Source organism: Arachidicoccus sp. BS20 (genome assembly GCF_001659705.1).
Classification (GTDB): Bacteria; Bacteroidota; Bacteroidia; order Chitinophagales; family Chitinophagaceae; genus Arachidicoccus.
The window spans coordinates 2,694,498-2,716,409 of record NZ_CP015971.1 but is presented as its reverse complement, the minus strand read 5'-3'; the positions used below and the strand labels follow the sequence as shown (position 1 = coordinate 2,716,409).

The window sequence follows — 21,912 nt, the reverse complement described above, 5'->3', positions numbered from 1 at the left end:
TACAGACTTAATTCAAATATACTTTTTCAAATCATCCGCAATCTTTCTGTCGTTGCTCAGGCGAGGCAATTTGTTTTGCCCGCCGAGCTTTCCGATGGATTTCATGTAGTTGATAAAGCCGTCTTTTTCTACTAACGAAATTTTTAGTTTCTGCAAAATATTGCCTGTAATCAAATCGTCGTAATACACATTTTTCTTGCGCAGCAAATTATCTATTTCTTCCGCGAATGCTTGCAAATTGTCCGGTTGTTGTTCAAATTCGATAAACCATTCGTGATAACTTTTTCCTTCGCCTTGTTCCACTTTCGGCGCAACGGTAAACTCCGTAATTTTTGCATTAAACTTTTTCGCTGCTTCCGAAATTGCATAATCCACTTCTTCGCCAATCACGTGTTCGCCAAAGGCAGAAATAAAATGTTTAATTCTTCCTGTTACAACAATTCTGTAAGGATTGAGGCTTACAAATTTTACGGTGTCGCCAATATCATAACCCCACAAACCCGCGTTGTTGTTGATGATGAGCGCATAGTTTTCATTCAACTGAACGTCTTTTAAAGAAATGCGCTTCGCATCTTTTTTATAAAAATCATCGGCTTTTACAAACTCAAAGAAAATGCCCGAATTGGTATTGAGCAACATTCCGTGTTCCGTTTGTGAATCCTGGAAAGCAAAAAATCCTTCCGACGCGGGAAACAATTCTATCGAATCAATTTCCTTTCCAATCGTGTCAAACAACTTTTGTTTATACGGTTCAAAGTTCACGCCGCCGTAAACCAACACAGAAAAATCGGGAAAAATATCTTTGATTTTCTTGCCCGTTTTTTCAACGAGTCTGTCGAAATACATTTGCACCCAAGGCGGAATTCCGCTGATGAGCGTCATATCTTTATTAATGGTTTCTTCCACAATTTTATCGAGCTTGGTTTCCCAGTCTTCGATGCAATTGGTTTCAAAACTCGGCAGTTGATTGGTACGCAAATACGCCGGCACATGATGATTGACGATGCCGCTCAATCGCCCCGCAGGAATGCCGCCGATTCTGTCCAGTTCGGGCGAGCCGCTGAGGAAAATCATTTTGCCGTTGGTAAAATCTGCATTCTTCGATTGCGCGATGTAGCAAAGCAACGCATTGCGCGCCGTGTTGATGTGATTGGAAATCGACTCTTTTGAAATGGGAATATATTTTGCACCGCTTGTAGTGCCGCTCGTTTTTGCGAGATACAAAGGTTTGCCTTTCCACAAAATATTTTGCTCGCCTTTTTTAATTCGTTCGATGTAAGGCTTCAACATTTCGTAATCGCGGACGGGAACTGCATCTACGAAATTTTCGTAGTTTTTAATGTCTTTAAAATGATGGTCTTTGCCAAACGCAGTATTAGCGGCTGTTTTGATTAATTCCAAGAAAATAGTTTGCTGGTCTTCGACCGCAGAAGCCATTTCTTTTTTTATTTTATTATACACAAAATTGGCAAACGGTTTTGCCAAAGTGGATTTGAGTTTCATTCGTAACAATTAAGTTTTCAAAAGTAAAGGAATTGAAGCTATCGGGTAGATTTTCCCGCAGATTTTCACAGATGAAAGAAACGCAGATTTTCGCAGAAGTTTTTTCAACGAAAATCCGCGAAACAAATCTGCATACTCTGCGGGAAACACAAATGACAACAATCATATTCTCTCTTAATCAAAGCACTATCTTTGCAGCCTCAAATATTTTGTGATGCAGAGCGACAGAAGTTTTATCAATTATACACGCGCCGTGATGTACGCGATTTTTACCGTGATACTCGCGGGTTCCATTGTGCGCACCACGCACAGCGGTATGGGTTGTCCTGACTGGCCGCATTGTTTCGGTCGTTTAATTCCGCCGTTGAATGCGGGACAGTTGCCGAAAGACTATGAAAAATATTTGCGCAAGCAGGACATTGACCATACGTTCAACGCATTTCATACGTGGATTGAATACATTAATCGCCTGTGTTCTGTGGTGCTTGGATGTATGCTGATTGTGTTAATCGTTTGGGCTGCCATAAAATATTATAAATCCAAAAAAACGGTTTTCTATTCATCGCTCGCACTTGTTTTCTTGGTTGTATTTGAAGCGTGGGTCGGTAAAGTTGTAGTAAATACAAATCTCGGTGTGATGCAAATTACGGCGCATATGTTTCCGGCTATTTTAATGGCGGCAATTTGTGGAGTAATGATTTTTGTTTTGGAGAAAAAAGAAAAGGTTCAGGACAAACAATTCAGGTTGTTTCTTTGGGCTGCGCTGGTTGTTTTATTGATTCAAATGATTATCGGCACACAAGTGCGTGCCGATGTGGATATTGTTTCAAAATCATTTCAATACACACAAAGAGAATTGTGGCTGAAAAATATCGGTTCTTATTTGCAAACACACGAAATTATTGCTTGGCTCGCGGCTTTGCTTTGCATTGCCGCTGCAGGAAAATCCTTTTCCTACGCGGGTTTGCAGCGACGAGGATTAATCATTTTACTGTTGGTCATGGGCGAAATATTTTTAGGCTTAATCATGACACAACTGAAAATGCCTGCTTTTGCGCAGCCATTGCATTTATTATTTTCATCCGTTTTAATTGTTACCGTTTTCTCACAATTGCTGAGAGTAAAATAATGAGTAATATTCAATACACAATAAAAAATAATCAATATTCAGAAAGCATTATCAGTTGCAGATAACTGATAACAAATAACCGATAACATTTTAACTTTCAAATATGGAAAACCGCACCGAAATATCCTCATTAGGCGAGTTCGGATTAATCGAACACCTGACGAAAAATTTTGAAATATACAACGCTTCAACCATCGAAACCGTTGGCGACGATGCCGCCGTGATTGACCATTTCGGCAAGCAAACTGTTGTTACAACCGACTTGCTGATTGAAGGCGTTCACTTCGATTTGATGTACACGCCGTTGAAACATTTGGGTTACAAAAGCGTGGTTGTAAATCTCAGCGATGTGTATGCGATGTTCGCACAGCCTACGCAAATTACCGTGAGCATCGGCGTGAGCAACCGCTTTAGCGTTGAGGCTTTGACGGAATTTTACGAAGGCGTTTATGCGGCTTGCGAAAAGTATCAGGTGGATTTAATCGGCGGCGATACTTCCGCTTCGCAAAAAGGTTTTGTAATTTCCGTTACGGCTTTGGGCGAAGTGGCGCCGAACAAATATGTGAAACGCAACACCGCGCAAAAAGGCGATTTGATTTGTGTTTCGGGCGAAGTTGGCGGCGCATTTTTGGGCTTGACTTTGCTGGAAAGGGAAAAGAAAATTTATCTGGAAAATCCGAAAGTGCAGCCCGATTTGGAAGGCGAAGATTATATAGTCGGACGAATTTTAAAGCCCGAAGCGCGGAAAGATATTATCGATTTTTTTGAGAAGAATGAGATTGTTCCAACCTCGATGATGGACGTGAGCGATGGCGTGAGCAGCGAAGTGCTGCACATTTGCAAACAAAGCAATGTGGGCTGTAAAATTTATGAAGACAAACTGCCGATTAACGAAGCTGCGCGACAGGCTGCTTTTAAATTCGGGCTTGACCCGACCGTGTGTGCGCTCAACGGCGGCGAAGATTATGAACTGATTTTTACGCTGAAACAGGAAGATTACGACAAGATTACTCTGAATGAAGAAATCGCTGTAATCGGTTATGTTACGGATGTTGAAGAGGGTTGCAAGTTTTTAACCAAAGGTGGAAATACATTTGATATTACGGCGCAAGGGTGGAAGGCGTTTTAGATAATTTTATTTTCAATTTTTGTTGACCTTTAGCAAGGCAAATCTCATAAGATAATATGTTGAACTACAAATAAAATTACATTGACAATTATGCGTAGATTTTTGACTTCTTTATTTAAATGCTCTCAAAATAAAAAAATAGAATTGGTTTTGAAAAAAGAAAACCACAATCCATATTACTTTAAAGGGACAAAGCTAATTGAACCTTATATGCACTTAGAAGGAAAATTTATAACCATAAACGCAAAGGCAAAAGACAGTATTGTGGAGGGAATTAGATATTTAGACGCAGTAACACAAATAAACCCCAACAATTTTGCAGCATATTGGATTAAAGGTAAGGGCTATCAAGCATTGCAACGACACGACAATGCTTATTTTGAGTTTAACAAGTCCTTTGAAATAGAAAAGAACAATCCTGACGTTGCACGAGAACTGACGATTGAATGTTTGGATTTAGGAAAAGGAAAAGAAGCAGTAAGCGTTGCCACCCACGCCTTATCTCTTGACAATTTAAACGTAGGTTTAATTGGAAATCTTGCTCTTGCATATCTTATCAATGGCGACACAGACCTTGCAGACAAGAGAATAAAAGAAGCAATACAAGCAGACCCAAATGACAAAATAAATCTAAGGTTATCGGAAATAATAAACGACGTAATTGTTGGCAAACGGAATAGACCAACAAGATATGACGAGATTAAATTATAATATTTACAACCAAACTCCCAAAAACTTCTTCTTAATTCTCACTTTTTCAATTACCTGATTTTTGAGCGGGCGGTCGTTTTTGTCGCGCTTTTGGTTTACGATTTTATCGGCAACGTCCATGCCTTTTAAAACCTGTCCGTACACGGTGTAATTGCCGTCGAGATGCGGCGCGCCGCCAATGGTTTTATAAATTTCTTTTTGTGCCTCGGGTATTTTTCGGCCTGCGCGTTTTTCTTCTTTTGCCAAAGTTTCATCCGTGAATTTTTTTCCTGTTACAATATAAAATTGACAACCCGAAGATGCTTTTGCAGGATTATCATCTCGCGCCTGCGCAAGTGCGCCGCGCTGATGAAAATATTTGTCATTAAACTCCGCAGGAATAGTGTAACCAACATCGCCGTCGCCGAGCAATTGTCCTTGTTTTGCGGTTCTCGAATCCGGGTCGCCGCCTTGTATCATAAAGCCTGCGATTACACGATGAAACAACAATCCGTCATAAAAATGTTTGTGTGCAAGTTTGACAAAATTGTCTCGATGCTTGGGCGTTCCGTCAAATAACTCCAACAAAATTTTTCCTTGTGTTGTTTTCATTACGACACGATAAGTTTGAGCACCGGCAACAATATTTATTAATGCAATAAAAACTAAAAGGAAAATTATTTTCTTCATTAAAACTAATTTTTTCGTTTAAAACAATTAAAACTGTAATAAATTTTATTACAGTTTTAATTTTAATAATTTTTAGATTAAAGCGCGCTCCTCGCAATGATGCGGAGAGCATTTTATTTTGTCGTATCTACAGTCGGCGGAACAGGAATATTGGTATTCATATCATTAGCTGAAGAATCTGCTATTGAAATGACCGGTTTATATTTGTCTGCCGCAGTCTTCATGGATTGAATAAATGTGAGCAAACTAATCAAACTATTTTGCTTTGTATCCACAAATTTAATGTGTGCTTCGCCGGATTGAGATTTGCCGCTTATCGTATTTCCCCATGCAGAAAAATCTTTAAACGTATTTTTCGAGACAGATAAAAGCGCAGAATCATCACTTTCTTTTACAGGAATATTGCCAAGCAGAGACTGAATATCTACGTAGAAATAAGAGGTTTTTCCTTTTATATTTTTAGTTATATCGTCCGGTAGAGATGAATGATTTTTTCCTGAAACAACATTGTCTATCAAAGTTGGCGAAGATGCAACAAATACAGCATCATTGTTCGCAACATAGGCAATAGAACCATCGCCTTCCTGCGCCAAAACAGCAGGAACTAATTGTCCGTTTTTTGCTACAAATAATCCCAGCTTTGCCAAAGTGTTTACAATTTTATCATAAGCTTTTTTGTCGGCAATCGGAAGCTTTACGAGAAAATCAACCGATGGTGTTGAAGTCGTCATATTATATCCGGGAATTGTTTGCTGCTTCATTTGAAAATTAGAAACGGCAACAACAATTTCTCCCTTAAAAGCCGCTGCAACATCGTCGAACGACAACCCTTGCTTTGTCAAAAAAGGTTCTATCATTTGGTCCACACCAATATAGTTAAGAATACCGATTACTTGTTTTAAGTTCAAAGAAAAATCAAAGATACCTAAAGGTTTATCGGGATAATTTTCAAAAGTTTTTCCATCAAGTTCTGGTGCGGGATTTTTCTTTATTAAGTCTAACAAAGTTGCATTTGGATAACCGGTTGCATTGATGTCAATGGAACCGTCGTTAAAATTAAGTGTTCCTGCATAATACATATCTTTTACCAGGTCGCTCGCTTTGGTCATTGCAAGAAATGGAACAGACGACAGCGATTGTGAATAATTTGCATAAAAACTAATGTCGGATGTCGCATTGAAAGATGATGTAAACGATTTATTATCTGCCAACGATTCACTCTCTTTTAAGTCAAACAAAGATTCGAGCTGTGTTTTTGACTCGAGCGCATTGCTGTTGCCAATGTTGAATAAAAAAATGGCAATTTTATTATTCCAACCTATTACGCCGTCTTTTATATCGGTAAATGAAATTCCATTGTCTTTACTGATAACCGAATTAGCACTTTGCTTTTTTATAAAATCTTCAAATTTATTTCCGTCACTTAGTGCAACAACCGTCCCACTCATTACGGAATTTCCTTCGGCAATGGAATTTTTTGTTTGCACAAAGAAAAACACAGGTTGCGTTTTATTGATAGCTCCCAAAAGTGCTTCCCCGGATTTTTTTGAAGAATCGGAAACATGAACGCGCTCGCTAAAAATCTTAACCACAGAATCAAGCTGGTCTTTGTGGTCTTTCAGCTTTTCATAAATTGAAGACGGACTTATGCTTAACACAAAAGTTGCATCTTTTGGTATGTGCTTTGTTTGTTCAATCTTGTTTTTGTTACAAGAGCTGATAATGAACGCCGAAAGCAGTATCATTATCCCATAAAGCGTGTGTTTTTTCATTTTCTATTTTTTTAATGGTTGGATATAATGTTTCAAATAATGACAAAATTTTATGAGCCTTCCTTCTTTGGAGTTTTGATTAAATAATTTTTTAAAATTAGTCTTTGTCGCAATTCCACACAAATTCTCGTTAAAGTATTTGATAAGCGGTTGGTTTAAATTTCATTTAACAGCGGTTTTTATTTTATTGTAAGGCAATTTTCTTTTTTTGTAGGAAATATTAGTATTTTATCTATTTTTGAACGCTTAATAAGCAAACTTATTTTGAGTTTGCATTTATAAAATTTTTAAATGATCCATCCTCATACGTACATTCATCCCGAAGCGAAACTCGCCGACAACGTAAAAGTTGACCCTTTTACCGTTATTCATGCAAATGTAGAAGTAGGCGAAGGTACCTGGATTGGCAGCAATGTAACCATTATGGATGGTGCACGTATAGGAAAAAACTGTCGCGTTTTTCCGGGTGCAGTTATTTCCGCTATTCCACAGGACTTAAAATTTGCCGGCGAAAATACGACTGCAGAAATAGGAGATAATACAACCATCCGAGAGTTTGTAACAATTAACAGAGGTACAAAAGATCGCTGGAAAACACAGGTTGGCAATAATTGCTTAATTATGGCTTACAGCCATGTGGCGCACGATTGTCTTATCGGAAACAACTGCATTCTCAGTAACAATGCACAATTAGCAGGTCATGTAATTTTGGGAGATTGTGCCATCATTGCCGGAATGTCTGCCGTGCAACAGTTTTCAAAAATAGGCGCACATACTTATATAGGTGGTGGAAGTTTGGTAAATAAAGATATTCCACCGTACATAAAAGTCGTTCGACAGCCCATTACTTACGGCGGCGTGAACAGTCTTGGATTGAAACGTCGCGGATTTTCAAATGAAAAAGTAAACGAAATAATCGATATCTACCGTACTATTTACAACAGCGGCTTTAATACTACGCAGGCTTTGGATTACATTGAAGAAAACTTCCACGCAAGCGACGAGCGCGACGAAATTATTTCATTCATAAGAGCCAGCGAAAGAGGAATCGTAAAACGCATCAACAACAAGGATTCCGAAATTGTTGAAGAATAATTTCCATCATGCAGATAACTTTGACAAATTCAGGCAAACGATTTAATCGCGATTGGATTTTCAGAGGATTAGATTATTCTTTTATTTCCAAAAAATCTTATGCTATTACCGGAAGTAACGGAAGTGGTAAAAGTACGTTACTACAAGCCATTTGCGGCGCACATAATTTTAATGAGGGAAAATGCGAATGGAAAGAGAACGCCATTATTCCCGAAGAAAAAATCTACAAACAATTCTCTATTGTTACGCCTTATCTCGAACTGGTCGAAGAAATGACGGCAAAAGAATTTCTTCATTTCCATAATTCCTTCAAGCCGCTTCTCATCGGTTTTTCTATTGAAGAAATCATCGGTTTGGTCGAGTTACCCACATCGGCTGTGAATAAACAAATACGCTATTATAGTAGCGGCATGAAACAACGATTAAAACTCGCGCAAGCTATTTTTTCCAACACACCTGTACTTTTTCTTGACGAACCTTGTACAAATCTTGATAAAAACGGTTATGCACTTTATCATAAGCTGATAAAAAATTTTTGCCAAGAAAAATTAATTATCGTCAGCAGTAACGACGAAGCCGAATATAATTTCTGTGAAGAAATCATAAGTATTCAGGATTATAAAATTCATTCCTAAAAACCGGTAATTCACATCAAATATTGATAAAGTATTTTTTCTGTGGATAATATTCCCTTAACATTAAATTAATGTGGAAATAAAATTAATAAAATATAGACTTCACAATAGAAGACTACTTTATGGCAAAAATTTGAACTTTTTTTATAGATGGAATGCACAGTGAAAATATGTGAATATAGTTTTGTGAATTGAAGAACAATTAATTTTCAACACTGTGAATAATTATAAAAAAATACAGATTTATCAAGCATTACACGGCGTTAATATTTTTGTTGATTTCTGTGGATAACCAAAATATAATTAACTTTGATGTGTGTGAATAACAAAGTTTTCAAGAATTCCACAGCCTTAATAATAATAGGGTTTTTTATATAAATTATATTATAATAATTATTACAAGTGATATGCACACTTTAATTGAAGCCGAAAAAAATTTGGCAAAGAAAGGTTTTCTCGATGTAGAGGTTGCTCCGTCATTGGATTTGTTTGCAGAGATCGAAAAATTGAAAAAAGAAAAGAATGCCATTATACTTGCACACTATTATCAGGATGCAGATATTCAGGATGTAGCGGATTATATTGGCGACAGTCTTGGATTGGCACAGGAAGCTGCGAAGACTGATGCGGATATGATTGTATTTGCTGGCGTTCATTTCATGGCAGAAACCGCGAAGATTCTGAATCCTACGAAAAGAGTTGTATTGCCCGATTTTAATGCAGGTTGTTCGCTTGCAGACAGTGCGCCTGCTAAAGAGTTTAAAGCGTTTAAGGATGCGCATCTGGACCATATTGTGATTTCATACATCAATTGTACTGCAGAAATAAAAGCTTTGAGCGATATTATTTGTACGAGCAGTAACGCACAAAAGATTGTGGAAAGTATTCCTGAACGCCAACCGATAATTTTTGCGCCGGATAAAAATCTTGGTGCATACATAAACAAGCAAACGGGGCGAAATATGCTCCTTTGGAATGGTTCCTGCATGGTTCACGAGATTTTCAGTTTGGAGAAGATTTTGAAGCTGAAAACGCAGTATCCGAACGCAAAATTACTGGCGCACCCGGAATGTGAAGAGACTGTACTGAAATATGCTGATTTTATCGGAAGTACTACGCAAATTTTGGATTATTCCAAAAGACAAAATTCAGGTAATGAATTTATTGTGGCAACCGAAGCCGGTATTCTGCATCAAATGGAAAAAGATTCTCCAAATAAGCATTTTATTCCTGCGCCGCCGAATAATGCCTGTGCGTGTAATGATTGTCCGTATATGAAGATGAATACGCTGGAAAAATTGTATTTATGCATGAAATATGGTTTGCCGGAAATTACGATGGATGAGGAATTGCGTTTGGCTGCAAAAAAGCCGATTGAGAGAATGCTGGAAATGAGTAAAGCTGCCGGTTTGATAAAATAAATTATTGTGTAGAAGTAGAATCAGGCGAAATGATGATGTTGCTGATAATGTCAGATTTCTGTTTTTCTTTCAAGTATTTTTTGTAGGTCAAATGAATATATTCTGCTAATTGAGTATCATTCATTGCAGATAATTGTGTATAAGTAGGACGGTATTTTTTCATGTACTCATCTCTTTCCTTATCATAGAGTCCTATTAATTTCTCTATCAGTTCTTTATTAAACCGGTGGTCAATATATTTTTCTTGTTCTACATTTAAGGCGAATTTTTGATAAACTTCTTGTCTGTGATTGTATCCGAATCGAAATAGGTTAATAATAGCATCTAAATCTACACCCACGCCGCCATTGGAGCTTACACCTACACTGTTTCCAACCGCTTGCCAGGGTTTTTGTCTGTTGAAAATATTTGCATAGTCTTTTCTTAATTGTAAAGAGTCTTCGTGATAGTTTTTGTTATTGACGGTTACTGTAGGTAATTCGTGGTCAAATTTATAATAATCGGGCAGATAAATTCTTACCTCAAAATCTCTCGGATTTGAAATAGTATCAACTGAAAACTTTTTAGTGTCTTTGTTTAAAAATCTAAACCAGATGGAGTCGTTTTTGCCCTGAATGTTAATCAGATAAGCGCCATTTTTGTCGGTAACTGTTTTGTTACCTGAATTTGAATATACCTGAACAGAATCGATAGGGTCTCTGTAAATATTGCCGTAAACAAAGCCTTGAATTGTTTTGGTTTGGGAAAAAACTTTCCCTTCGGTTGATAACAACAGAAAAATGATAAAAATGAAAAAACTTCTTTTGCCTGGTTTTAAAATCAACATTGTGTTTGGGTAATATTACAAACACTTTTTAAATTGATGAATTAATGATTTGGTAAAAATTATCTTCCCAAATGCACCATCAGAATTTGAATATCCGTAGGATTTACGCCGCTTATTCTGCTTGCCTGTCCAATAGTTCTTGGCTTTACTTTATTAAATTTCTGTTTGGCTTCGGCACCAAGTGCGGATAATTTGTTATAATCAAATGATTCAGGAATTAATAAGTTTTCCATGCTGCTCATTTTTTCTGCAAGTTCTTCTTCCTTTTCAATATATCTTTCATATTTTAATTGAATTTCAGATTGTTGTAAATATAAATTATTATATATATTAAAATTTATATTTATTTTATCTACACTTTCAGTCATTTCTTCTAAAGATACGTCGGGACGAAGCAAGAGTTTAGAAACTCTTTGTTTTTCAGTGATCGGTGAAGAGTTTATACTTTTTAAATAAGGATTTATTTCTTCCGGTTCTAGGGGCATTTCTTTCAGTATATTAATAATGTCCGAAACTTTTTCTTCTTTCTCGCGAACATTTTCTAATCTGTCTTCTTTTGCCAAACCTAAATTGTAACTCAATTCAGTTAAACGTAAATCAGCATTATCTTGTCTTAACAATGTTCTGAATTCGGCGCGGCTTGTGAACATTCTGTAAGGTTCGTCTGTTCCTTTATTAATTAAATCATCAATTAATACGCCGATGTAAGCCTGATTTCTTTTCAGAATAAAAGGTTCTTTTTCGTGAATAGCCTGATGTGCATTTATTCCGGCTATTAATCCCTGACAAGCTGCTTCTTCGTAACCTGTAGTTCCGTTGATTTGTCCTGCAAAGAATAAGTTTTTAATCAGCTTTGTTTCAAGACTAGCTTTTAATTGTGTAGGCGGAAAATAATCGTATTCAATAGCATAACCCGGACGGAACATTTTTACGTTTTCAAATCCGGGAATTTGCTTCAATGCTTTATACTGAACATCTTCGGGTAAGGAAGTTGAAAATCCGTTTACATAGATTTCTACTGTTTTGAAACCTTCCGGTTCTACAAAAAGCTGATGTCTGTCTCTATCTGCAAAGCGATTGATTTTATCTTCAATACTTGGACAATATCTCGGACCAACGCCTTCAATTCTACCTGTGAACATTGGACTCCTGTCGAAACCGGTTTTCAGAATTTCGTGTACGTAATCGTTCGTGTATGTAATATGACAAGGAAGTTGCTGTTCGGGTTTTATCTTTTGGATATTTTTATAAGAAAATCCGACAATTTCATCATCGCCGGGTTGTGTTTCCATTTTTGAATAATCCAAACTTCTTGAATCTACTCTTGGAGGTGTTCCTGTTTTAAGGCGGCTGCTTTCAAATCCGTTTTCGACTAGTTGTTCCGTAATACCTGTTGCTGCTTTTTCTGCTACTCTCCCTCCGCCAAATCTCTTTTCTCCAATATGAATAACACCGTTTAAGAATGTTCCGCTTGTAATAACTACAGCTTTGGATTTTATTTCATGACCTAAATTGGTTTTTACTCCGTAAACTTTTCCATCTTTAATTAAAAGAGACTGAACCATATCCTGATAAAAATCAAGATTTTCGGTGTGTTCAAGCATTTCTCGCCATGTGAGCGAAAATAACATTCTGTCATTTTGCGTTCTTGGACTCCACATTGCAGTACCTTTACTTTTGTTCAGCATACGAAACTGAATCATACTTTTATCTGAGACAATTCCACTATAGCCACCCATTGCATCTATTTCCCGTACAATCTGACCTTTTGCAATGCCACCCATCGCAGGATTGCAGCTCATCTGGGCGATAGTATTCATGTTCATTGTAATCAACAAAACTTTATTACCCATATTTGCTGCTGCTGCTGCTGCTTCGCAACCTGCATGACCTGCGCCCGCAACTATTACATCATATTCCTGAAACATATTATCAAAATTATTCTGCAAAGGTAAGTTGATATAATAAATAAATACGTTCCACGTGGAACGTATTTATCTTTAGTTAGTTTTAATAAGTATAGTCTTTAAAATAGAAAATAAGAAAGTTCCACGTGGAACATAAATTATTTAAGATAAAAAGCGAGGTATCTATTTTCCATCTGGCGCATTAATTCAGCATCTTTCTTTGTTTTATCTTTATAACCACAAAGGTGTAATGCGCCGTGAAATATTACACGTAGTACTTCTTTATTAAAAGGTTCATTTAATTGTTGCGCATTTTCTTTTACTCTGTCAAGGCTTATATAAATTTCTGCTTCTGTTTTGTTGGTTGAGCTTAATTCAAAAGTGATAATGTCGGTGTAATAATCGTGTTGAAGATGATTGATGTTGATATTTAAAAGATAATCATCGGAACAAAAAATATAATCGATATGGTTGAGTTGTTTCTTTTCTTTTTTAAAAATCTGTTCTACAAATTGCTGAATATTTCTTTTATTAGGAATGTTCAGTTTTCTATCGGCATAATGGAAAAATACTTTGCTCATTCTTATATTGTTGTTTATTTGTCAAAATTCGGGAATTAATTTCTAACAGCATATATGCATCTGTAAAACAATTACTTTTGTGCATAATAATGAATTTTTTATGATGAAACTGTCTGAAGTAAGTGTAGGGAAAAGTGTAGTAATTAAAGAATTTGAGAATAACGAAATATTTATAAAATTAATGGAAATGGGTTGTATTCCGGGAGAAATAGTGAAAATAGAACAGATTGCACCACTTGGCGACCCTATTTCAATTACGGTGGTAGGTTACAATTTAAGTCTTAGATTAAATGAAGCACAATATATTATTGTGGAAGAAATTTAAAAGAAAAACTACATATGTGATAATAAAAAATTCTGTTGATGAAAGTAGGTTTATACTTCGGTTCTTTTAATCCCATACACATTGGTCATTTGATTATTGCAGAATTTGTGGCTAATAATACAGAAGTTCAGCAAGTTTGGTTTGTGGTTTCTCCGCAGAATCCATTGAAAAAAAATAGTACACTTCTAAATGAATATGACAGGCTGCATTTGGTAAATTTAGCCGTTGAGGATAATACAAAATTGCGTGCCGTTGATATTGAGTTTAAGCTTCCGAAACCATCTTATACTATTACCACATTAACTTATTTACAGGAGAAATATCCTCAGCACGAATTTTTTGTAATCTTAGGTTCGGATAGTTTTTTGAATTTGAGCAACTGGAAAAATTATGAAGTGTTGGTAAATAATTACCGGTTCATTGTTTATGAACGTTCGGGCTTTTCGATTGATAAAGAAAAAGTTGATTCTAAAATTAATTATGAAGTTCTGCAAGCGCCGTTGCTCGATATTTCTGCTACTTTCATTAGAGAACAGATAAAACAAAGAAAATCAATCCGTTATCTCGTCCCTGAAAAGGTCTTTAATGAGATTGAAATAAATAAATATTATTTTTAATTTATTTTAAAAAATAATACCTAATAAAATACAAATCAATACAATAAACGGTGGTTTTATTTTTGTAAATTTCAGCAAACAAAAAGTTCCGGCTATTGTAGCGAAATTGAGTAAATGTTCCGGCTTTCCATCGGTTACGTCAATTGAAATATCTTTCAATAAATAAAGCGATGACGCAAATATAATACCTACAACAGCAGCGTTGATACCTTCTAATGAACGGTAAATAACTGCGTATTTTTTGAGATTGTTCCACACAGGAAAGAAAAATAAAACGAGTAAAGTTGAAGGTAAAAATATCGCTACAGTCCCAATAACGCAACCCCATAACTGCGACCATAAACCGTATTTTTTTAACACCATTCCTCCTACAAAAGATGTGAGGGAAAAAGTAGGTCCCGGAATTGCTTTTAATACACCATAACCTGTAAAAAAATCATCTTTATTCATGCTCAATACGTTCTTGTTTTTTTCCTGTACTTGTCGTGTTTGTGGACGTGTAACGTATTGTTCATACATGATAGGCGCAAGCACATCGCCGCCGCCGAAAGTAAGCGAGCCGAAACGGTAACAGTTTTCAAACAGGTTGAATTTTCCACGCTGCGACCAGTTTTCTTTTCGTGCGGTTTCAGATAAAAATCCGGCTAAAAGAAACACGACAAGAAAGATGAGCATATTTCCCCAATTGATTTTTTTCGGCGGGTTTTCGGTTTGAACAATACGTTTTTTACTGAAATTAGTAGCAATACCTGCCGCTACAATTACCGCCGGAAATATCCAAGGAGTTTTAAAGAACGCATAAGTAAGTATAACTGCGCAAATTAAAATAACCCTTGTAATGGTATTATTTACTGAAAATTTCAACAACTTAAAACCCGAAAAAGCAATGAATCCAATTGCCATTGGTTTGATATATTTCAACACTTCTTTAGTATGTAAAGTATTGTCGTCGATATAATTTAGCAAGAAAGATAATGCACCCATCATTGTACACGCAGGTAAAATCCACACAATGAGCGTGAGAATAGCGAGTAATATGCCGCCTCTTTTGTAACCTATTAATGTAATCGTCTGCGAAGAAGAAGCGCCCGGAAGCATTTGACAAAATGCGCTGTATTCCATTAGTTCCTGTTCTGTAATGTCTTTCCGTTCTGTAACAAATGTTTTCAGCATCATGGCAAAGTGTCCCTGCGCACCGCCAAAAGCTGTGATGGTGTAAATAAAAACTGCTTTCAGGAACTGTAAATGTCTAAGAAGTTTCAAGTTCTGTTATTTGCAAAGTGAACAGAGATAAAGGTATATGAATATTTTATTAACAATATGTATTTAATAAAATAAATATCTTCGTTTGCCCAATGAAGATGAAATGGAAATATCTACAATGAAAAATAGCCCCGCTGTTCATAAAGGCACAACAAAAACAGCGAGAAAAATTATATATCTTGTCAATCCCATTTCGGGAACTTCAAAAAAAAGTATTTTAGTCAGTCTTATTGAAAAAATAAGTGAGGAACGAGGTCTTTATTGTGAAATTCTATACACTAATAAAGATGCGGATTATGATTTTCTTTCAGAAAAAATCGCCGAAGAAAATATTACCGATGTGGTAATTCTCGGCGGCGACGGAACGGTAAACAATATTGTAGGCGCATTGCATCATCTGAAAATAAATTTCGGCATTATTCCGTTTGGCAGTGGTAACGGTTTAGCAAGAGCAGCCGGTATTCCTTCGAAACCGAAAGAAGCGTTAGAACTGATTTTTGCCGGAAAATCTAAGAATGTAGATGCGTTTTCCGTCAACGGAAAGTTTGCCTGTATGTTGAGTGGTGTGGGATTTGATGCAAAAGTGGCGCACGATTTTTCGACCAAAAGCACAAGAGGATTACTTACTTACACGCAGCAAAGTATCATTAATTATTTCAAAGCGCAGCCATACCAGTTTGAAGTGGAAGTAGATAGTTTTAAATTTTTCACGGATGCTTTTTTCATCAGTATTGCCAACGGAAACCAGTTTGGGAATAATTTTACAATTGCTCCCAAAGCAAATCTTAACGACGGTTTGCTCGATATTGTGATTGTTCAGAAAATGAATAAGGCAAAACTGCCCTTTGCTGTGCTCAAGCAAATTCGTGGTAATAACAAGTTGGAAGAATTAGTAGAAGAAATCACACAAAAAAATGTTCTTTATTTTCAAACGCCTGAAATAAAAATCAAAAACCTCAAAAATGCTCCTATGCATATCGATGGCGAGCCTGTAAATTCAGAAAACGAACTAAACATAAAAGCTGTAAAAAGCTGTTTTAAACTGATAATGCCATAATTTTTCTGTTAATCTTAAGAAACAAAAAATTTAGTTAATAAACTAAATAACTCTTCAAATTTAGTATAGTAAAAAGTGTAAGTATGATTTGCCTGAAAGCCTTTGTTTTAGTGCATTTCAGATTAGGCATATATATTATTTTATTCATAAAATTTACGCAAACGTTTTACTAATTCCTACCAATACACTATACTAACAAATAATAGGTTAAAATTATTTTAAAAAAAAATCATGAAAAAGTTAATTAATTTGAAAATAATACTATTTTTACCCTGAAAATTTTTGAAATTCAAAAACAACTGGTGCTCTTAATCAAATTGCGATAACCAATATTATAGCAAAAACATATTTTTAAAAATTACCGGAATCGAATCAGTTGGGTTTGTTGTTTTTAAAATTTATTATGTAATCTGATTTTTTAAATCTTAAAGAAAGTACATGAGAAAAAAATTATTTAAATGCACTCTTCTATTGTTTTCTGTACTATTGACTAATTTTGTAATAGCACAGACAAAAACAATTTCGGGTATTGTTTTATCATCAAAAGATAGTTTACCTATCTCAGGTTCCTCGGTAGAATTAGTAGGTACAAAAAAAGGTACTTTAACCAATACTGCTGGTAAGTTTGAATTGTCTGTTCCTGAATCTGGATCTCATATTTCTGTAAAAGAAGTTGGCTACGAAACCCAAGTAATTGATTTAGATGGAGCTGGGGATTTTATTACCGTTTATTTGAAAGAATCTAATTCAGCTTTAAATGAAGTTGTAGTTACAGCCGCAGGAACAAAAGTAAGCAAAATCCAACAAGGTTTTGCTACCACAACATTAGATAATGAAAGCCTTACACACTCAAAGCCAACGTCATTGGCAAGTGCTTTGGCTGGAAAAGTTCCGGGACTACAAGTAATGGCTACTGGTGGTGGATTAAATCCAAGTTACAGAATTACTATTCGTGGGCAGCGTTCTTTATTAGGCAATAACCAGCCCTTGCTTATTTTGGATGGTAATATTACCTCTTACGATTTATTAAGTAATATTAATCCTGAAGATATCGATAATCTAACTGTTTTAAACGGACCATCGGCAGTAGCCGTTTACGGAGGACAAGCATCCAATGGTGCGCTCGTGATTACAACTAAGCATCCGGCTGCAGGAACCCAACAAATACACATAGCTAATACGACTACGTGGGAACATGTATCTTTTCTTCCTAAACTACAAACAAAATTTGGTTCTGGAGGTGCTGGTTATGGTATAGATGAGAATGGTAATCCCTATTTCTCCAATATTGAGAATCAGAGTTATGGACCGGCTTTCGATGGTTCTATTATTAATTTAGGAGATCCATTGGAAAACGGAGATCAACTTACAACTCCTTATTCTTACTTTGAAGACAGAAATAAATTCTGGCAAACCGGTCTGACAAATCAAACAGATTTTTCGTTATCTTCTGCAGATGTTAATTCGTCGTTTTATCTTTCTGGTCAGTGGTTGCATGAAACAGGGACACCTTTGGGAGATAAATTTACAAGAGCTTCTATTCGTTTAAATGGTACACGAAAAATTGGTAATAAAGTACATGCCTCTTACGGAGTTTCTTACTTGCAAAATAGATACAATGTTTCAAGTGCAACAAGTAGCGTATATACGGATTTTTTGAATATGCCACCCGATGTTCCGATTACTTTATTTAAAGACTGGCAGACAAATGAATATGCCAATCCCAACGGATACTATAATCCTTGGTATGCTAATCCGTATTTTGTCTTAGCAAACAATCGGAGTATAACAAGAAACGATTATCTTACAGGAAGTTTAGAAGTTCATTATACACCATTTGAATGGTTGGATTTGATATCTTCTACTGGATACACAATGAGAAATGTAACTTCTGAAAGTTGGACTAATCCTTTTTATTACACCGATTATGCAAAATCAACCAGTTCGGGTAGTAAATCAGATATAGTAGGAGGTGTTTCTGAGGGTTCAACTTATACCAATCAACTCTTACAAGATTTTAAGGCGATTTTTAATAAAAAATATGGAAATTTTTCAGTGAATGCCATTGGAGGATTTCATATACAACAAGATTTTGTAAATAATTTGGGTGGAAGCGTTTCTGCTTTGATTGATAGTAACTTGATTAATTTAAGCAACAGTACTAATCCTGCACTTGCTACTAACTCTAAGGCTACAGCTCGTCAATTGGGTGCGTATTATGATGTGCAGTTAGGGTGGAAAAATATGATTTTCCTGCATACTACAGGTCGTAATGACTGGGTGTCTATATTAAATCCTGGAGACAGGTCGTTCTTTTATCCGTCTGTGGATGCTTCTTTGGTATTAACGAGGGCTTTTAGTGGATTAAGCGATATTAATTGGCTGAATACTTGGAAAATAAGAGCTGCAGCGTCTAAGGTTGGAGAAGTCAACTTGGGAAATACGTTTCTTGACGGTGCTTACCGCTTAAATCCGACTTACGGTCAGGTAAACGGGTATCCATATAATGGTGTTGCTGGTGAAGGTATGAGTTTAACAATTATACAACAGGATTTGAAACCGGAAATAACAAAATCATGGGAAGTTGGTACTGACTTTACTTTATTCCATGGTGTTGCGGATGGAAGTGTTACTTGGTTTCATGAAACCACGAATAACCAAACGGTTACAACACCTACCTCTATTACTACGGGTTTCGGAAGCTACTTGTTAAATGCAGGTAAAACGATGAGTGAAGGACTTGAAACGTCTTTAAAATTGACTCCTGTTGATAACGCTACATGGACAGTGGCATTACAGGGCACATATAGTTACTATAATAATAAGGTACTTTCTATTCCCGCTGGATTACAAAATATTGCATTAGCAACTTATGGTGGTTCTGGCAATACTGGGGCATATGCAGTACCCGGTATGCAATTTCCGGAAGTATATGCTTTTGATTATGTGCGTCACGATGGAAAAGTGGTAGTAGATAGAGAAACGGGCATGCCGACAAAAACAGATACAATCGTGCCAATGGGCAATGCCAATGCTAGAAATACTATAGGTCTTATACCGACGATAAGGTACAAAAACTTTACTTTGGAAGCTGATTTTGAATATCGTGGAGGTTTTGTGCGTTATAACAATATTGCTTATGATATTGACTGGGGCGGTGTAGGAGCAAGAACAGCTGAATTTAATCGCCAGCGTTTTGTATTCCCTAACTCAGTATATCAGGATGCAGATGGAAGTTGGGTAGATAATAAAACTGTTGTAATTGCTGAAAATGGAAGTGGTAATAATGGGTTTTGGACAGATGATGCCGCAGAAAGGAGTATCACGTCCAATTATGTTTCTTCGGGAGATTATTGGAAATTGAGAGAAATCTCCTTAACATACCAATTTCCCGCTTCTTGGTTAGCAAAAACAAAAGCCATTAAGTCGGCTTCTGTCAGTTTAGTGGGACGAAATCTGTTTATTTGGGCACCTGGAGATAACTTATATACAGACCCCGATTACAGTGATGCAGGAAGCACCTCCAACGGTATTGGTCTTACAGGTTATTCGTATCCTCCGTCACGCTACTATGGTATTAATATATCTGTTAACTTTTAATTTTATCTAAATATGAAAAAAATAATTTTAATTTTTGTTATAGTTATTGGGCTTTCGGGGGTATCTTGTAATAAATTTTTAGATATTAACCAAAACCCTAACTCTGCCGGCAGTTCTACACCTGCAAAAATATTGGCAGGGCAGATTGTTAATATGGCAAGTTGGATTAACTCGATGAATACTTATGGTGGGCAAACGGTAGGATATATGTCTAATGCAGGTGGTTTTGGTAGTTTTGGTGATGTATGGTCCTATGAATATGCTACGAGCAAAGGTAATGGAGATTGGTCATCAGGATACTCAATAGCAGAAAACCTGCAATTTAATATTATAACACCGGCGGCAAGCGACCCATCGCTTGCCAATTATGATGCAGCAGCCAAGATTATAAAGGCTTTTGTTTTTCAAACTTTGGTAGATGAATTCAATGATGTTCCATATACTGAAGCGTTAAATCCGGCTACGACTTTGCAGCCCGTGTATGACAAAGCGCCTGTTATTTATCAGCAATTGGCGCTGTTGCTGGATTCTGCTATTGCAGAATTTAATAGCTCGGCAGCTGCGATAACTGCTGGGTCTGATCCATTCTTTGGAGGCAATACTACTAAATGGAAACAATTTGCTAATTCATTGAAGCTTCGCATGATTGTGAGAGCCGACGATAAAGTAAAATTCACTGATAAATCATTCAGTTCGGATGGGTTTTTGACAGAAGATGCATTGATTAATCCGGGTTACCAAAATGCAACTATGTCATCTGGAGCACAAACAAATCCCGGGTGGAGTTATTGGGTGGTAAATTACGCAGGCTCAAGAGGGCAGAACGCTTACATTCCGGCACAGTATGTATTTGGATATTATGATGGGCATAAATTGAGTGACCCAGGTAGGGGTTCTGCTGTTTATCTTAATTTTCCTTATACACCTACGAGCCAATTGGGGACGAATAATGTGCCTCAAAGTTTGGCTTCCCCCGGAAAAACTGGTACATGGTATTCGGGGACAGATACAACTACCCCCAGTGGTGTAGGGCATTTTACTACTTCAACCGTGGGAACAGGTGGAACTACTTTGGGAAATAATATTGGTGTATTCAAAGGTCCGAATATGGGAGAACCTGTAATGCTTTTGACGGAATTGGATTTTTTGAAAGCAGAAGCAGAATTAAGGGGGCTCATAAGCGGAGATCCGGCAGTAGATTTCAAGGCTGGTATTCATGCATCTTTCAAATATTTATATGAATTACCGGGTGGTGCTGTTAAATCTGGTTTAGATCCGGATGCTGATGCAGATACTTATATTTCGCAAAATTCGTCAGAAGAAGGTGCTACAAATGCTTATTTGGTTGATTTAAGTAAGGCGACTTCTGATGCGCAAAAATTGGAAGCAATTATTACGCAAAAATATATTGCGTTGAATATGATTAATGGTATTGAAGCATGGAATGAGTATCGTAGAACGGGATATCCTAAATCATCAGGTACTGTATTGAACAATCCTTACGGCTCGTTTGCATCGTTACAATCACAGGCAAATGAACGACCGGACCGCTTGCCCACAAGAATACCTTATCCGTCATCAGAAACAACTACAAATGCTGCAAATATACCGTCGGATATAGATATATTTTCTACGTTGATTTTTTGGGCAAAATAAATTTTATAGTTAAAAA

General features: G+C 36.5%; 18 protein-coding genes. 11 read left to right on the top strand and 7 right to left on the bottom strand.

Annotation, left to right across the window (positions count from 1 at the left end; genetic code table 11):
- Positions 1 to 12 precede the first annotated feature (12 nt).
- Positions 13 to 1,503 carry a GH3 auxin-responsive promoter family protein gene (locus A9P82_RS11970; protein WP_066208130.1) on the bottom strand — a complete coding sequence of 497 codons (1,491 nt, stop codon included), beginning with the start codon at positions 1,501 to 1,503 and terminating at the stop codon, positions 13 to 15.
- A gap of 214 nt (positions 1,504 to 1,717) precedes the next feature.
- Between A9P82_RS11970 and A9P82_RS11965 the strand changes: the two genes are divergently transcribed.
- The 3 genes from A9P82_RS11965 to A9P82_RS11955 all read left to right on the top strand — a co-directional run bounded on the left by A9P82_RS11965 (position 1,718) and on the right by A9P82_RS11955 (position 4,472).
- A complete protein-coding gene (locus A9P82_RS11965; RefSeq protein ID WP_066208129.1) occupies positions 1,718 to 2,632 on the top strand; it encodes a COX15/CtaA family protein in 915 nt (304 codons plus the stop codon).
- Between the two features lie 103 nt (positions 2,633 to 2,735).
- Positions 2,736 to 3,761, top strand: coding sequence for a thiamine-phosphate kinase (gene thiL / locus A9P82_RS11960; RefSeq protein WP_066208126.1), 1,026 nt, complete (start codon positions 2,736 to 2,738; stop codon positions 3,759 to 3,761).
- A gap of 150 nt (positions 3,762 to 3,911) precedes the next feature.
- Positions 3,912 to 4,472, top strand: coding sequence for a tetratricopeptide repeat protein (locus A9P82_RS11955; RefSeq protein WP_197492162.1), 561 nt, complete (start codon positions 3,912 to 3,914; stop codon positions 4,470 to 4,472).
- A 3-nt stretch (positions 4,473 to 4,475) separates the two neighbouring features.
- Here A9P82_RS11955 and A9P82_RS11950 read toward each other — a convergent pair whose 3' ends face one another.
- A complete protein-coding gene (locus A9P82_RS11950; protein WP_066208120.1) occupies positions 4,476 to 5,141 on the bottom strand; it encodes a peptidylprolyl isomerase in 666 nt (221 codons plus the stop codon).
- 113 nt (positions 5,142 to 5,254) lie between these two features.
- On the bottom strand, positions 5,255 to 6,913 hold the full coding sequence (locus A9P82_RS11945) for a DUF4836 family protein (RefSeq protein ID WP_066208117.1): 1,659 nt from the start codon (positions 6,911 to 6,913) through the stop codon (positions 5,255 to 5,257).
- Positions 6,914 to 7,204: 291 nt separating this feature from the next.
- Between A9P82_RS11945 and lpxA the strand changes: the two genes are divergently transcribed.
- The 3 genes from lpxA (at position 7,205) to nadA (ending at position 10,064) form a co-directional block, all read left to right on the top strand.
- Positions 7,205 to 8,008: an acyl-ACP--UDP-N-acetylglucosamine O-acyltransferase gene (gene lpxA / locus A9P82_RS11940; RefSeq protein ID WP_066208114.1), complete on the top strand. Its 804-nt coding sequence runs from the start codon at positions 7,205 to 7,207 to the stop codon at positions 8,006 to 8,008.
- Positions 8,009 to 8,016: 8 nt separating this feature from the next.
- Positions 8,017 to 8,643 carry an ABC transporter ATP-binding protein gene (locus A9P82_RS11935; RefSeq protein ID WP_066208111.1) on the top strand — a complete coding sequence of 209 codons (627 nt, stop codon included), beginning with the start codon at positions 8,017 to 8,019 and terminating at the stop codon, positions 8,641 to 8,643.
- A 407-nt stretch (positions 8,644 to 9,050) separates the two neighbouring features.
- On the top strand, positions 9,051 to 10,064 hold the full coding sequence (nadA, locus tag A9P82_RS11930) for a quinolinate synthase NadA (protein ID WP_066208108.1): 1,014 nt from the start codon (positions 9,051 to 9,053) through the stop codon (positions 10,062 to 10,064).
- Position 10,065: 1 nt separating this feature from the next.
- Here nadA and A9P82_RS11925 read toward each other — a convergent pair whose 3' ends face one another.
- From A9P82_RS11925 to ybeY, 3 genes are all read right to left on the bottom strand, one after another.
- Complete coding sequence (locus tag A9P82_RS11925) at positions 10,066 to 10,890, bottom strand: hypothetical protein (protein WP_066208105.1); 825 nt, start codon at positions 10,888 to 10,890, stop codon at positions 10,066 to 10,068.
- A gap of 59 nt (positions 10,891 to 10,949) precedes the next feature.
- Complete coding sequence (mnmG, locus tag A9P82_RS11920) at positions 10,950 to 12,818, bottom strand: tRNA uridine-5-carboxymethylaminomethyl(34) synthesis enzyme MnmG (RefSeq protein ID WP_066208103.1); 1,869 nt, start codon at positions 12,816 to 12,818, stop codon at positions 10,950 to 10,952.
- A gap of 137 nt (positions 12,819 to 12,955) precedes the next feature.
- On the bottom strand, positions 12,956 to 13,378 hold the full coding sequence (gene ybeY / locus A9P82_RS11915) for an rRNA maturation RNase YbeY (protein WP_066208101.1): 423 nt from the start codon (positions 13,376 to 13,378) through the stop codon (positions 12,956 to 12,958).
- 100 nt (positions 13,379 to 13,478) lie between these two features.
- On the opposite strand from ybeY, the gene A9P82_RS11910 reads away from it, so the two are divergent.
- Together A9P82_RS11910 and nadD are read left to right on the top strand one after the other, a co-directional pair.
- Positions 13,479 to 13,703, top strand: coding sequence for a FeoA family protein (locus A9P82_RS11910; protein WP_082915331.1), 225 nt, complete (start codon positions 13,479 to 13,481; stop codon positions 13,701 to 13,703).
- A 38-nt stretch (positions 13,704 to 13,741) separates the two neighbouring features.
- Positions 13,742 to 14,320: a nicotinate (nicotinamide) nucleotide adenylyltransferase gene (gene nadD / locus A9P82_RS11905; protein WP_066208098.1), complete on the top strand. Its 579-nt coding sequence runs from the start codon at positions 13,742 to 13,744 to the stop codon at positions 14,318 to 14,320.
- Between the two features lie 6 nt (positions 14,321 to 14,326).
- Here the strand turns inward: nadD and chrA are convergent, their stop codons facing one another.
- The gene (gene chrA, locus A9P82_RS11900; RefSeq protein WP_066208097.1) at positions 14,327 to 15,583 is read right to left on the bottom strand and encodes a chromate efflux transporter; all 1,257 of its coding nucleotides are present in this window, start codon (positions 15,581 to 15,583) and stop codon (positions 14,327 to 14,329) included.
- Between the two features lie 118 nt (positions 15,584 to 15,701).
- Here chrA and A9P82_RS11895 point away from each other — a divergent pair, with 118 nt between their 5' ends.
- The 3 genes from A9P82_RS11895 to A9P82_RS11885 all read left to right on the top strand — a co-directional run bounded on the left by A9P82_RS11895 (position 15,702) and on the right by A9P82_RS11885 (position 21,896).
- Positions 15,702 to 16,640: a diacylglycerol/lipid kinase family protein gene (locus tag A9P82_RS11895; RefSeq protein ID WP_066208095.1), complete on the top strand. Its 939-nt coding sequence runs from the start codon at positions 15,702 to 15,704 to the stop codon at positions 16,638 to 16,640.
- 438 nt (positions 16,641 to 17,078) lie between these two features.
- A complete protein-coding gene (locus A9P82_RS11890; RefSeq protein ID WP_066208093.1) occupies positions 17,079 to 20,240 on the top strand; it encodes a SusC/RagA family TonB-linked outer membrane protein in 3,162 nt (1,053 codons plus the stop codon).
- 12 nt (positions 20,241 to 20,252) lie between these two features.
- On the top strand, positions 20,253 to 21,896 hold the full coding sequence (locus tag A9P82_RS11885) for a SusD/RagB family nutrient-binding outer membrane lipoprotein (protein ID WP_066208091.1): 1,644 nt from the start codon (positions 20,253 to 20,255) through the stop codon (positions 21,894 to 21,896).
- The last annotated feature ends 16 nt before the right edge of the window (positions 21,897 to 21,912 follow it).